Genomic DNA, 13,326 nt, shown 5'->3' on the forward strand with positions numbered 1-13,326 from the left:
CGCTGCAACAGATAGCGCAACGGTCGCCACGGGCCGGTCGCCTATCCATTCGGAAAAACGCAGCAGATAGCCGTCGGGGTCCTGCACCAGAAATTGCTGGACCCCGATCTCGATCTGCCCGTTTCGATACCAACGTTGCTGCATCGCCCGGTACATCGGCCAGTCCGCCGCCAGCAGCCGTTCGTATAACGGCCCGACGGACTTCACCTTGATCTCAAAATTCACACCCCGCCCCAAAGGCGCTTGCAGCGGGGCGGTGATCCATCCATCGTCTCCCCGGATCTCGTCCAGCATGAACTGCGCGCCGTCCCGATCCAGAAATACAAAACCCTCTTCCTCGCGCTGGTAGACGACCTCGAATCCACACAGGTCGATCCAGAAGCGCCGGCTTTGCCCCATGTCCCGAACCATCAGCTCCGGGACCAAGCGCGCTCGGTACGATTTATCTTCCATCGTCTCTCCTTGTGTCTCTATTCGTTGGGCCGCCATGATATCGCCCGGCGGCGTTGCGCGGTCAGCCCGCGTGTGACGTTTCCGGCACGTTTAGGCGGCCGGCAGCACATACAGCACCCGTGTCGCAACAGGACTTGCGGCGCTGCTTGACCCTCACGTAACGTGATGGCCCAGAGTTTGGCCTGCGCATTCGAAGGAGGGAACATGCAGCTGACCGTAGGAGAACTGGCAAAGCGTAGCGGGCTGACCGTGCGCACGCTTCACCACTATCACGCGATTGGTTTGCTGACGCCTTCAGCGCGCGCCGACAACGGCTATCGCCTGTACGGTCGCGACGAAATTGCCCGTCTGCATCAGATTCAGGCATTGCGTCGCTTCGGATTGGCGTTGGCGGAAATCGGCGCCTACCTGGACCAGCCCGGCGTTCCCTTGGCGGACGTGATCTCTCGGCAGATTGCCATGCTGGACCGTCAGATGCAGCAGGCCGCGCGCTTGCGCGAACGCTTGGCGCAACTGCACGGGCAGTTGACGGATGGCACGGAGCCCGAGCTGGCCGATTGGCTAAAAACTCTGGAAATGATGACTATGTACGATAAATATTTTTCGCCCGAAGAACTGGCGCGCCTGCCCCTCTACACGCATGGGCCGGACGGCGACCCGGACTGGCTTGCGTTGGTTCAGCAAGTGCGCCAGCAGATGGAGCAGGGCGTGGCGCCCGAGGACGCTAAGCCACGCGAGCTTGCCCGGCGCTGGATGGAACTGCTGCTGCGCGATACCAACGGCGATCCGCGCTTGTTGGTGAAGCTCAATCGCATGCACGAGCAGGAACCCGGCATGCAGACGCACGTCGGCATTTCCAAAGCCATGCGCGACTATGTGCTGCGCGCCTTCTCGGAAAGCAAACTGCTGATCTACGAAAAACACCTGACGCCGGACGAAGCCCGGTTCATGCGCGAACATTACGGCGACCGGATTTCGGAATGGCCGTCGCTGATCGCGGAGGTCCGAAACGCCATTGATGCGGGCGTGGCGCCCGATTCGGAAACCGGCCAGGCCCTGGCGCGGCAGTGGCTGGAACTGTTCAGTTCGTACGCGGGCAAGGATCCGGCCACACACGCCAAGTTCCGGCAGGCGTTGATGACCGAGCCCGAGTTGACCGCCGGCACCTGGGCCGACGGGGCGACGCTGACGTTCATGCGGCAGGCGATGGGGGCGCTGGCCAAGTAAGCCAACCCCCCAGCCGTACCGGCGCTAGCCCGGCGGGCGCGGCGTTACCAGCTTGATCTCGTCGATCTGGCTGGCATAGCTGGCGCCTTGCAGCAGCAGCACCGTTTGCGGGTTGCCCTGGCGCCGGTCGATCCATTGCGATTGGGTCCCCGGCGTCTTTTTGCGGAACTGGATGTCGTAATCGGCGGCGGCGTTGTCGTAAGGCAGGCGCACATCGATCCAGCTTTCGCCCAGCAGGCGGTTGACCGTGCGACGGCTATCGCCGATTTTCAGGCCGACGATGCTGCCCGTGAACGGCGCGCGCACGGTGATGGTGTCCACCTTGCCGGCAAAGTCGAACACCAGCTCCATGCCCCGATCCGGAAAGTCCAGCTTGGTTTTGCCGGACTTGCCCGCGGGCACCGGCATGGCCGTGGTGCCAAAGGCCGTTTGCACCTGGCTGATCGAATCGCCCAGCCACACGCCCAGGCCGGTCGTCACCAGCGTGTCGTCGCCCGCGCCTGCCGGTTTGTCGCCAAAGCGTTCGCGATAGGCGGCGGTTTGCACGGCCAGGTTGGCGCGGTCGCGCAGAACGTCGCCGGCCAGCCAGTTGCTCATGAAGTCGCGCATCGGCTCGCCTTGGCAGTCAAAGCGGTCCGACGCGTTGCGCGCCGCCAGTTGCTGCGCTTTTTCGACGTAGGCCTTGTCTTTATCGGTCAGCAGCGCGGGGATCTCGTCCAGCACGAAGCGTTTGCCGGGGTTGTTGCACTTTTCGGCATACAGGTTGTAAAGCGTGGCGTTGGCGTGGATACGCGCCAGCGACGTGGCGATGTCATCGCGCAGCAGCACCTGGCTGACCGTGGCCGAGCGTTGCTCGGTGCGTGCGCGCACGTCCTTGTCCAGCTCGCTTGCCAGGGATTTCGGACGCGGCTCGCTGGGGCCGAACAGCCGGCTTTGCAGGTTGTCAATCGACTGGCCGACGTTGACGTTGTACAGGCCGGCGCTTTGGCCGATCTGGAAAATGCACAGCAGACCCGCCGCCACGCACAGCACCGTGCGCGGCCACCCGCGCGCGGGCTCGCCGTACGAGCCGTCGTTCTTGAGCATCTTTGCCGCCATCACCAAACCGGCAATAGCCAGGATCAGGCCCAGGATATTGAAACGGGTGTCCTGCACCACCATGCCGTTCACCGAAGCCTGCTGGGTCGTACCCATGAATAGCCAGAAAGGCAGCATGCCCAGAAGCAGCGCGAAGAACGGGCGGCGCAGTCGATGCCAAAGGCCGGGGGTGTTCTGACTCATATCGCAGGGTCTCTCTGTCTTGGTTTCGAGGACCCGCATTATTAACTGGATCGGCGTCACCGTTTTTTCCTTTCAAAGGGCAGCGGTGTGGGCGTGCATATCAGAAAGGTATGAGACGCCTGGGTATGGCGCGCGTGCGTTTCGCGTCGGAGTCATTGTTTTTCACTGATGGTAAACCCGTATGGATCCCAGAATTCCGTAGCTGTGAAGCAGCCGGTTCACCCAAGAAATTCCGACATATATACCGCCAGGGTATCAATTTGGACATTCAAAGTATTGGACGATAAAAGTGCGTTGGACCTATAAATCCACATCCCGACCCTTAACCATTCCTGTGCCGAACATGCCCGTAGCAACTATCGAACGCATCGAAACGTCTCTTGTCGACCTCCCGACCATTCGGCCTCACAAGCTGTCCGTGGCCACGATGCACGGGCAGACGCTGATGCTTGTTCGCGTGGTGTGCAGCGATGGCGTCGTGGGTATCGGTGAAGGCACCACCATTGCCGGCATGGCGTACGGGCCGGAAAGCCCCGAGGCCATGAAGCTGGCCATCGACGCCTATTTCGCGCCCGCCATGATCGGCCAGGACGCCACCCGCATTCAGGCGCTGATGGCGCACGTGGGCAAGCTGGTCAAGGTGAACCACTTTGCCAAGAGCGCGCTGGAAACGGCGTTGCTGGATGCGCAAGGCAAGCGCCTGGGTGTGCCCGTCAGCGAACTGCTGGGCGGGCGCCGCCGTGACCGCCTGCCGGTGGCCTGGACGCTGGCCTCGGGCGATACCGCCCGCGACATCGCCGAAGCCGAGCAAATGCTGGATACGCGGCGACATCGGATTTTCAAGTTGAAGATTGGCGGCCGGGACCCGAAGGTCGACATCCAGCACGTGGCCAATATCAAAAGCGCGCTGGGCGACCGGGCGTCGGTGCGGGTGGACGTCAACATGGCGTGGAGCGAGACGCAGGCCGCCTGGGCCATCCCGGCGCTTGCGCAAGTGGGCTGTGAACTGGTCGAGCAGCCCGTTGCCAGCGCCGTGTCGTTGGCACGTTTGATGCGCCGCTTTCCCGTCGCCTTGATGGCCGACGAAGTGCTGCAAGGCCCCGAAAGCGCTTTCGAGATCGCGCGCGGGCACGGCGCGGATGTGTTCGCTATCAAGATCGAACAGAACGGCGGCCTGTTTGCCGCCCAGCGCGTGGCCGCGATTGCCGATGCGGCGGGTATAGAACTGTACGGCGGCACGATGCTGGAAGGCGCCGTCAGCACCATTGCCGCCGCGCATCTGTTCGCCACCTTTGCGCAACTGCAATGGGGCACGGAATTGTTCGGCCCCTTGCTCATCACCGAAGAGATTCTGACGCAGCCGCTGGATTACAGCGACTTCGAACTGACCGTGCCCACGGGCCCCGGCCTGGGCATTGAACTGGACGAAGCCCGCATCAAACGCTTTACGCGTGACGGGCTGATCAAGGTGACGGCCAAACGGCATTGATCGCGGGCGTTGTGCCCCGCGTGCAGCGAAACGCTAGCGATACCCCAGCGATACCCCAGCGATACCCAAACGGAGACAAAATCATGAGCCTCAACATTTTTAACAGCAAGGAAGTGCAGGACCTGCTGACCGCCGCCTCGAACGTGGAAGGCGGCGAGGGCACGCCGCGTTTCAAGCAGATCGTGCACCGCCTGTTAAGCGATCTTTTCAAGGCCATTGACGACCTGGACATCACGCCGGACGAGGTCTGGGCGGGCGTGAACTACCTGAACAAGCTGGGCAGCGACGGCGAAGCCGCGTTGCTGGCGGCCGGCTTGGGCCTGGAAAAGTACCTGGACATCCGCATGGACGAAGAGGACAAGCGGGCGGGCCTGGACGGCGGCACGCCGCGCACCATTGAAGGCCCGTTGTACGTAGCCGGTGCGCCGCTGCGCGACGGTGTGTCGCGCATAGATCTGGACCCGGACGACGCCGCCGGCCCGCTGGTGATTCGCGGCGTGGTTACCGATACCAATGGCGCGCCGCTGGCCAATGCGGTCGTCGAATGCTGGCACGCAAACTCCAACGGCTTTTACTCGCACTTCGACCCCACCGGCGCGCAAACCGATTTCAACCTGCGCGGCGCCGTCAAGACCGGCCCCAATGGCGAATACGAATTCCGCACGCTGATGCCCGTCGGCTACGGCTGTCCGCCGCAGGGCGCCACCCAGCAACTGCTGGACTCGCTGGGCCGCCACGGCAACCGCCCCGCGCACGTGCACTTCTTCGTCAGCGCCGACCAGCACCGCAAGCTGACCACGCAATTCAACATCGAAGGCGACCCGCTCATCTGGGACGACTTTGCCTATGCCACGCGTGAAGGCCTGATTCCGCCGGTGGTTGAAAAAACGGGCGGCGACAAGCTGGGTTTGAAGGCCGATACCTACAAGGAAATCGAATTCAACTTTGCGTTGACCAGCCTGTTGCAAGGCAAGGACAACCAGATCGTGAACCGCCTGCGCGCCAGCGCCCAGGCGTAATCGCCCACGGCCTCGCGCGGCGATGCGCGGGGCCTTTATTTCCGCATTGCAGTGCAGTCTTGACCACATACCAATAACGCATAACGCACCAAGCGAAATCACGAGGGGACTTTCATGTCAGCAACGCTATCCATACCCAGCCTGATCGATAAGAATCGAATGAGCGCCTTCCAATGGCGCGTTTTGATTCTGTGTTTTTTGATTGCCCTGTTCGACGGCTTCGATACGCAGGCCATGGCCTTTACCGGCCCCGCGATTCTGGTGGCCTTCAAGCTTCAGTCGGGCGAACTGGCGCCCATTCTTACTGCCGGCATCGTGGGCATGACCGTGGGCGCCATGCTGTTGGGCCTGGTGGGCGACCGCATCGGCCGACGGCCCGCCGCCTTGATGGGTGTTGCCGTGTTTGGTGTGGCGACGCTGATGACGGCCGGTGCCACCGATACCTGGCAGATCCTGGCGCTGCGCTTCATTGCCGGCCTGGGCATGGGCGGCTGCACGCCTATCGTGTTGGCGTTGGCTGCCGAGTATGCCCCCGCGCGCTTGCGCGGCACCGTCATCACCGGCGTGCTGCTGGGCCTGCCCGCCGGCGCCATGCTGGGCGGCCTGCTGGCCGCGCGCATGCTGCCCGTGATTGGCTGGCAAGGCATCTTCATCGTGGGCGGCGTTGCGCCGTTGTTGTTGCTGCTTGCGTTGTTCGTGCTGCTGCCCGAATCGCTGCAATTCAAGGCCATGCGCGGCGATGCCTCCGGCCAAAGCTATGTGGCCCGCATCCTTGCCAGGATCTCGGGCCAGCCGCTGCCTGCCGGCACGCGCTTTACCGTGCCGGAAGACGCCACGATCCGCGCCAGCGTCAAGGCGTTGTTCGCCGATGGCTATGCGCGCAAGACCATCGCAATCTGGTCCATCTATCTGCTTAATTGGGTGGCGTGGTTCATGCTGCTGTCGTGGTTGCCCACCGTGCTCAAGGCCGCCGGGCTGCCCGCCGACCAGGCGCCCATGGGCACGTTCACCGTGAACCTGGTGTTCATCGTCTGCGCGATCCCCCTGTCTTACCTGATGCCGCGCGTGCCGACGCGTTCGTTGCTCATCGCCATGTTCGCGCTGGGTATCGCGGTGTCGTTGGGCCTGGGCTACGCGGGCACCGACTGGACGATGGTCTTCATTCTGGTGGGGGCAGCCGGCCTGGGTATCGGCGGCCAGCAACTGGCGCTGAACTACCTGGTGATTGGCGCTTATCCCACCGCGCTGCGCGCCACCGCCACGGGCTGGTCCATCGGCGTGGGGCGTGCCGGCGCCATCATCGGCTCGGCCATCGGCGGCAGCTTCCTGGGCTGGTTCGGCCCGTCGGGCTTCTTCCTGGCGCTGGCCGTTCCGCTGGCGGGCGCCTTGCTGGCCGTGCTGCTTGTCGACACGAAAACGTCGCGGCCCGTGCCGGGCGAACTGTCGCGCGCCCACTAAATAGAAAGGCGTTCCATGAACCGTTTTGAAGATCAGATTGCATTGGTGACGGGCGCCGCCCAGGGGGTGGGGCGCGCGACGGCGCGGCGGCTCGCCGCCGAGGGCGCCAGCGTGGTCCTTGTTGACCGTGCCGCCGACCTGGGCGCGGCCGTGGCCCGCGAGATCCGCGAGGCGGGCGGCCGCGCGTCCTTCATCAGCGCCGACCTGGAGACCCATGCCGGTGCGCAGGCGATGGTGGAGTACACGCTGGACACCCACGGCCGCATCGACGTGTCGGTGCACAACGTGGGCGGCACCATCTGGATGAAACCCTTCTGGGAATACACCCCGGACGAGATGCAGCGCGAGGTCAACCGCTCGCTGTGGCCGACGCTATGGTCGTGCCGCGAAGTCATTCCGGTGATGCGCAAGCAAGGTCGCGGCGCCATCGTCAACGTGGGCTCGAACGCCACGCGCGGCATCTACCGCGTGCCGTACTCGGCGTCCAAGGGCGGCGTGCACGCCGCCACCATTTGCATGGCGCTGGAGCTTGCCGAAAGCGGCGTCCGCGTCAATTGCGTGTCGCCCGGCGCGCTGGACAACGGCGTGCGCGCCATCCCGCGCAACACCGAGCCGCCGTCGGAACAAGACCAGGCCTGGCAGCGCGAGATGTATACGGATTGCCTGGCGACCACGCCGATGCACCGCATGGGCAGCATGGAAGAGGTCGCCGCCGCCATCTGCTTCATGGCGGCGCCGGAAGCGTCGTACATCACGGGGCAGGTGATGTACGTGGCGGGCGGGCATTTAGGGTAGGGCAGCGGGTTTGCGCCGCAGCATGACCGGTATGAAGCACGCCAGACCCAATAGCGGGCCAGGCAGCAGATACCAGGCCACGCTTGCGCCCAGCATCGGAAAACCATGCGTCACCAAGGTGATTGAAAATACGGTAATCAAAAACCCGATGCTGTTCTGTATTGCCAGCGCCCCGCCCACCAGTTCCGGCGGGCAGGCGCGCGCGGATATCGCGGAGAACTGCGGCGAGTCAGACACGACCGTCAGGCCCCACAACAGCAGTATCGGAATACAAAGCCCCATGCCGAAGGGCCTGGCAAACGGATAGGCAAGACACATCAAGCCGGATACGCCCAACGATGCCGCCGCCACGATCGGGCTGCCCACGCGTTGGCTTAATCGGCCGCCGATGATGCTGCCCAATGCGCCGATGCCGATAATGGAAAACGACAAGGCCGGCGCCAGTGCAGGGCTTGTATCGGCGGCGACTTCCGTCGTGCTTATCAAGTCGTGCACGAAAAAGGGAACCAAGGTCCAAAACGCGTACAGCTCCCACATGTGCCCGAAGTAGCCCAGCGCCGACGCACGAAACTGCCTGCCCTTGAAAGCGGTGAGCGCCATGCCCCATCCCACCCGCGACGCTTGCGCGCGGGGCAGATACGGCCCGTCCCCCAAGGCCTGAACCAACGCGCCGCCGGCAATGGCCAGCAGACTGGAAGCCAGCACCACCTCGTGCCAGGACAGGGCGCCGCCGCCGGCCCGCACGGCGTGGGGCAGGGCGGTGCCCAGCGTCAGCATGCCCACCAGTAAACCCAATGTGGATCCGGCGGCGGTCTGGGTCCAGCCGATCACCATTTTCATGCCCAGGGGGTAGATTCCCGCCAGGCAGATACCGACGGCAAAGCGTAGCGCCAGCCCTTCCGTGAAATCCGACGCGAACCAGGCGAAGCAGGCGTTCAATATGGCGCCCAGATAACAGGCGCCGGCGAACAGTCTGCTGGCCGGGTAGCGGTCCGCCACGCCGCTGGCGGCCAGGACCAATGTGCCCAGAATGAAACCGATCTGCGTTGCGCCCGTCAGTTGGCCGAACTGGGCAGTGCTAAGCGCCCATTCGGCCGAAAGGCTGTCCGCCGCGCTATTCGGGCTGAACCACAACGATGTACCGCATAGTTCGGCCACGACGATCAACGCGAGAGGGTAGCGAAGCAACACGTTCATGCAAGCTCCAGCTTTGGGCCTGGGGTCGGTTCGTGTCGGGGTTCGGGTCCGGGTTCGGGTCCGGGGTCGACATCCCCGTCGGCGTTACGCTAAGAATCTACGCCGATCCCGCCTTGAACGTGAATAAAAAGCCCCCGATCGCCCCGCCGCCCGGCTTTGCGCGCCAGCTTCCGGGGGATGACGTCGGGTATACAATCGTCGGCAACCCTTTAACACGCGAGTTCCCCGTAGTGAGCGACACATCAAATACCCCCACCGCTGCCTTGCTGGATGGGGCCACAGTGCGGACAGAGGTGTGCTTGCCGATGCGGCTGCTGGACGGGCGGGACGTCGAGGCGCAGGTTTACACCTTTCATGGTCTTGCCGACGGCAAAGAGCACATCGCCCTGAAGTTCGGCAAGCCGGGCGCGGCGCCCCTGGTGCGCCTGCATTCCGAGTGCCTGACCGGCGACGTGTTCGGTTCCCTGCGCTGTGATTGCGGCCCGCAACTGCACGAAGCGCTGCGCCTGCTGAACAACGAAGGCGGTTACCTGCTGTACCTGCGCCAGGAAGGGCGCGGCATCGGCCTGTATTCCAAGCTTGATGCGTATCGCCTGCAAGAGCAGGGGCGCGATACCTACGCCGCCGACCGCGAGCTGGGCCACGGCACGGATGCCCGCGATTACACGGCGGCCGCGCAGATGCTGCGCGCCTTGGGACTCCAGCGTATCGAGCTGCTTAGCAACAATCCCGACAAGTCGTCGCAGCTGGAGCAGCACGGCATCCAGGTGGCAAGCCGGCTGACGGGCGTACACGCCAACCCGCATAACGTCGGCTACCTGCGCGCCAAGGCCACGCAGACGCATCACGTGCTGGCAACGATTCTTCCGAACTTTCCGGTCGGCGCCTAACGTCAGAATCAAAGCATCGACCCCAGGGCTGGCGTAGGCAATGGGGAGCAGAGCGTGACGGTGCCTATTTTGGGAAACCGACATCATGGGAATGCTGACTTTCGCTTTCAACGTCACTCTTGACGGCTGCGTAGACCACCGGGAAGGCATCGTTAACGAGGAAACGCATGCCTTCTTCACCCGGCTGATGGACGAGTGCGGGGCGATGCTGTGGGGCCGCGTCACCTACGAGATGATGGAAGCCTACTGGCCGGCGGTCGCCCGGGGCGACGTGGACGCATCACCGGCCATGCGCGAGTGGGCCGTCAAGCTACAGGCCAAGCCGAAATACGTGGCGTCCTCGACGCGAAAAGACTACCCGTGGACCAACAGCCACCACCTGGCGGACGAGCTGCGCGCCAGCGTACAGAAGCTGAAGAACGCCACGCCGGACGGCGTACTGCTGGGCAGCGGCCGGCTTGCCACCGAGTTGGACCGGCTGAACCTGATCGACGAATACCAATTCCTGGTGCACCCGGTAATCGCCGGGCACGGTCCCACCCTGTTCGAGGGCGGGCTGCCCGGCTCGCGACGGCTTGAGCTGATTTCCGCCAAGCCGCTACGAGGCGGCGCCGTCGCCATGCACTACCGGCGCGTGCCCGGCTTGCTGTAGCCGCCACTTCGGGATCTGATATTCGTAGCCGGCGGCTTCCAGCGTTTGGTACCGGGCGAACCAAGGCGCCATGTACTGCTCGATATCCTGCGGCAGCGTTGCCAGCCATGCGCGTAAATCTTCGGGTTCGCACAGCGCCACCGGCGCGCCGCTGGCAAGCGTGTCTTCCGGGACCAGGCCCTTTCCGGGCACCAGGTAGGCGCGGCGATAGAGGCGGCCCTTGTCCCAGACTTCGGGGGGTACATAGACCGGCCAGCCACCTTCATGCGGCACGGAAACGTAAACGCCGATCGAGACCAACTGCCGATTCTCGAAGGAATCCTTGTAGCGGTTCAGCACCAGCCCCTGTTCCACCTCGCCAACCATGCGCCACAGGCAACGCTTACGCTTTTTGCGCCAACCGGCGAACGCGGGGTGAGGGCGCAAGACGTCCATGAATCCGTCTTCAATCAGTGCAAAATCCAGGGGCATTTTCAGGGTCCGGTCGGGGGGCGAGTTGGGCTGGGCTCTATGTGATGGTTCAGCGCGCCGGCAGTAGATATTTCATCGCCTGCATGAAGCCTCGTGGTGCGACGGTGAGATGATCCTCGTCGTTCAAGACCGCTGATTTCAATGTCAAGCTCGGGTACTTCCTGCTTTGCAGCGCCGCTTCCAACGCCCGGTTGTCGGCAACCATGTCCACGGTCTGGTTATAGCGTCGATCACCCTTGCGCAAGGCCTCATACTCGCCGACATAAAGATAGACCTTCGCATTCAGATCCTGATTTTTCTTGGCATAGCTCGCTTCCAGCTTCAACGCATGTCGCTTGTCGTACCAAAGCGATGGACTGCCAAGGATATAACTGCTGAACAGGCCAGGTTCGGTGAAAAGGATTTGCGTCCCAAGCAGTGCGCCGTAGGAGTGGCCCAGAAATATTGCTTTGGCAGGGTCCGCCCGGTACTGAGCGTTGACAAAGGGCTTTACCTGATCGCGCAGATACTGTTGATAAGCCTGTGCCTGACCGTGGATGGCGTTGGGCGATGCCGTGCTCGGGCCGTTTGGTGTGGGCGTGTAGTCGCGCTGGCGGCTGACACCCCCGTTCTCGCCTTTGCCATAGGACAGGCCGATCAGAATGAACTCCTCGACCTGGGGGCCTTCAACATTCAGGCGGCGCGCCAGCTGGCGGATGATCGGGAACGCGTAGTCGGCGTCGGTCGCATACAGCACGGGGTAGCGCCGCTGCGGTTGCGTGGCATAGGACGGCGGCAATGCGACGAAGACCTGGTAGCCGCGTTTGGAAATGGGATCGGGCACGTCCCATACCTCGCTATCGGGGATCTCGTAGGGGTGCCCGTTTCCAGTTTGCATCCTGGGCGAGGAGGGGGCCTGAGCGTACGTCGGAGCGCTAACAGTGCCAAAGCTGATAATAAGGGCGACCAACAGGGCATTTGGAAAACGTCGATGCATGTGGATTCTTGGTGTATACGCCCAGCCCTCGGCACCCGGGTATGACACGGCCCATGATGAGTGGCAGGTTTGCGCAGCAGTAGGGCCGCATATCCTAGCTGATTCGACCTTCTTGCGCGTGGCGACCCGACCCTACGGCGGGTTTTTGGATCTTTAGCTGCGTTCTCTGCGCGATCCATGCGCTTGGGCATAAACGCGGGTGAATTCCGCGCCCAGCAGAAATACCTGGGCCGCGTAATAAACCCAGATCAGCACGATTACCAGCGACCCCGCCGCCGCATACGACGAGGCGACGGATGCCTTGGCCATGTACAGCCCGATCAGGAACTTTCCGATTTCGAACATCACGGCGGTGACGAACGCCCCTGCCCAGACGTCTCGCCACGCGACCGAGACCTGGGGCATAAACCGGTAGATCATCCCAAAGAGCAGGGTGAGTATGCCCAACGTAATTGCCTCGTTGAGCACTTGCAGAAGCACTCCCCAGCCGGGGATGCCGCTGCCCAGCCAACTGCCCAGTGCCGCCAGCACGGTGCTGACGACAAGTGAGACGAGCAATAGAAATGCCAAGGTCAAAATCAGGCCAAACGAAAGCAGACGCGCGCGGATGACGGCCCAGATGCCCGACTGCTTCTTCGCGTTGACCTTCCAGATGCGATCCAGCGCGCTTTGTAGTTCCGAAAATACTGTCGTCGCCCCGACCACCAGCACCACGACGCTGATGACCGTGGCCGCAATGCCCTGCGCGGGTTCTTGCGCGCCCAATACGACACTTTCCACCGCCTTCCCGCCCTCTGCGCCGACCAAGGCGCTGACCTGCTCCAACAACTGCCCCTGCGCGGCTTCGTGGCCCCAAAAGAAGCCGGCGATTATTCCGATCACGATGATAAGAAGAGGCGCCAGCGAGAAAACCGTGTAGAACGCGATGGCGGCACCCATGCTGGGCGCATAGTCGTCCAGCCAGTTCGTCACCGTTTGCTTAACTAACGCATAGAACCCTTTGATAGCCATTTCCACACTCCCGGCGCATGCGGAAGGTGTAGCAAGTGGCGTGCCGAGCCCATGGCCGGCGCCGAGCAACGTAAAATGTCAGGCTTCCACCTTCTACGTGCTTTCCTCATGAACCTTGAACGACTCCGTCGCGAATTTCCCGACTACGACATCACCACCCTGCCGGCCCTTCCCGAAGGGTATTTCGACGCGTCCAGCTATATCGATGCAGCGCCATCATTTGAGAACACGGAGCGCGGCCTGAAGGTGTTTATCGACTACGCCAACTATGCCGACCGTCCGTCCGGCAGGAGCCAGCGCTTCTGTGTTTCCCGCTACGACGAGGATGAGGGCGACTTCGAGGACGTGGCCCTGTCGACGAACGACTGGGCCGAAGTCTTGCGCTTCCTGACCGCCTGAACGCCCTG

At 63.0% G+C, this 13,326-nt stretch carries 14 protein-coding genes; 8 read left to right on the top strand and 6 right to left on the bottom strand.

Translation table 11 applies throughout. From position 1 onward, the window contains the following. A partial coding sequence (locus tag YH64_RS20440; protein ID WP_143215462.1) for a VOC family protein occupies positions 1–453 on the bottom strand: 453 nt, incomplete at its 3' end. Positions 454–657: 204 nt separating this feature from the next. On the opposite strand from YH64_RS20440, the gene YH64_RS20445 reads away from it, so the two are divergent. After that, positions 658–1,680, top strand: a complete 1,023-nt coding sequence (locus YH64_RS20445) for a MerR family transcriptional regulator (RefSeq protein ID WP_046806389.1) — start codon at positions 658–660, stop codon at positions 1,678–1,680. A gap of 24 nt (positions 1,681–1,704) precedes the next feature. Here the strand turns inward: YH64_RS20445 and YH64_RS20450 are convergent, their stop codons facing one another. Continuing rightward, entirely contained in the window at positions 1,705–2,961 is a 1,257-nt protein-coding gene (locus tag YH64_RS20450) for a hypothetical protein (RefSeq protein WP_046806388.1), read from the bottom strand. A 343-nt stretch (positions 2,962–3,304) separates the two neighbouring features. Here YH64_RS20450 and YH64_RS20455 point away from each other — a divergent pair, with 343 nt between their 5' ends. The 4 genes from YH64_RS20455 (at position 3,305) to YH64_RS20470 (ending at position 7,722) form a co-directional block, all read left to right on the top strand. Further along, on the top strand, positions 3,305–4,450 hold the full coding sequence (locus YH64_RS20455) for a muconate/chloromuconate family cycloisomerase (RefSeq protein ID WP_046806387.1): 1,146 nt from the start codon (positions 3,305–3,307) through the stop codon (positions 4,448–4,450). A gap of 83 nt (positions 4,451–4,533) precedes the next feature. Beyond that, on the top strand, positions 4,534–5,469 hold the full coding sequence (gene catA, locus YH64_RS20460) for a catechol 1,2-dioxygenase (protein ID WP_046806386.1): 936 nt from the start codon (positions 4,534–4,536) through the stop codon (positions 5,467–5,469). Positions 5,470–5,628: 159 nt separating this feature from the next. Next, the gene (locus YH64_RS20465; protein WP_046806385.1) at positions 5,629–6,927 is read left to right on the top strand and encodes an MFS transporter; all 1,299 of its coding nucleotides are present in this window, start codon (positions 5,629–5,631) and stop codon (positions 6,925–6,927) included. A 15-nt stretch (positions 6,928–6,942) separates the two neighbouring features. Then, the gene (locus YH64_RS20470) at positions 6,943–7,722 is read left to right on the top strand and encodes a 1,6-dihydroxycyclohexa-2,4-diene-1-carboxylate dehydrogenase (RefSeq protein ID WP_046806384.1); all 780 of its coding nucleotides are present in this window, start codon (positions 6,943–6,945) and stop codon (positions 7,720–7,722) included. Here the strand turns inward: YH64_RS20470 and YH64_RS20475 are convergent. Continuing rightward, positions 7,714–8,919, bottom strand: coding sequence for an MFS transporter (locus YH64_RS20475; RefSeq protein WP_046806383.1), 1,206 nt, complete (start codon positions 8,917–8,919; stop codon positions 7,714–7,716). The two genes, YH64_RS20470 and YH64_RS20475, sit on opposite strands and share 9 nt — an antisense overlap. A gap of 305 nt (positions 8,920–9,224) precedes the next feature. On the opposite strand from YH64_RS20475, the gene ribA reads away from it, so the two are divergent. Together ribA and YH64_RS20485 are read left to right on the top strand one after the other, a co-directional pair. Beyond that, positions 9,225–9,809 (top strand): GTP cyclohydrolase II, encoded by a 585-nt coding sequence (ribA, locus tag YH64_RS30595; protein WP_046806382.1) that lies wholly within the window; start codon positions 9,225–9,227, stop codon positions 9,807–9,809. 85 nt (positions 9,810–9,894) lie between these two features. Continuing rightward, on the top strand, positions 9,895–10,461 hold the full coding sequence (locus YH64_RS20485; protein WP_046806381.1) for a dihydrofolate reductase family protein: 567 nt from the start codon (positions 9,895–9,897) through the stop codon (positions 10,459–10,461). Here the strand turns inward: YH64_RS20485 and YH64_RS20490 are convergent. The 3 genes from YH64_RS20490 to YH64_RS20500 form a co-directional block, all read right to left on the bottom strand. After that, the gene (locus YH64_RS20490) at positions 10,408–10,932 is read right to left on the bottom strand and encodes a hypothetical protein (RefSeq protein WP_046806380.1); all 525 of its coding nucleotides are present in this window, start codon (positions 10,930–10,932) and stop codon (positions 10,408–10,410) included. The genes YH64_RS20485 and YH64_RS20490 overlap by 54 nt on opposite strands. 49 nt (positions 10,933–10,981) lie before the next feature. After that, positions 10,982–11,755 carry an alpha/beta hydrolase gene (locus tag YH64_RS20495; protein WP_255444606.1) on the bottom strand — a complete coding sequence of 258 codons (774 nt, stop codon included), beginning with the start codon at positions 11,753–11,755 and terminating at the stop codon, positions 10,982–10,984. Between the two features lie 306 nt (positions 11,756–12,061). Next, positions 12,062–12,919, bottom strand: a complete 858-nt coding sequence (locus YH64_RS20500) for a YihY/virulence factor BrkB family protein (protein ID WP_143215464.1) — start codon at positions 12,917–12,919, stop codon at positions 12,062–12,064. 51 nt (positions 12,920–12,970) lie between these two features. On the opposite strand from YH64_RS20500, the gene YH64_RS20505 reads away from it, so the two are divergent. Next, on the top strand, positions 12,971–13,318 hold the full coding sequence (locus tag YH64_RS20505) for a hypothetical protein (protein ID WP_255444607.1): 348 nt from the start codon (positions 12,971–12,973) through the stop codon (positions 13,316–13,318). The last annotated feature ends 8 nt before the right edge of the window (positions 13,319–13,326 follow it).

Origin of the sequence: Achromobacter sp. LC458 (assembly GCF_001005835.2) — a bacterium.
Classification (GTDB): domain Bacteria; phylum Pseudomonadota; class Gammaproteobacteria; order Burkholderiales; family Burkholderiaceae_B; genus Achromobacter; species Achromobacter spanius_B.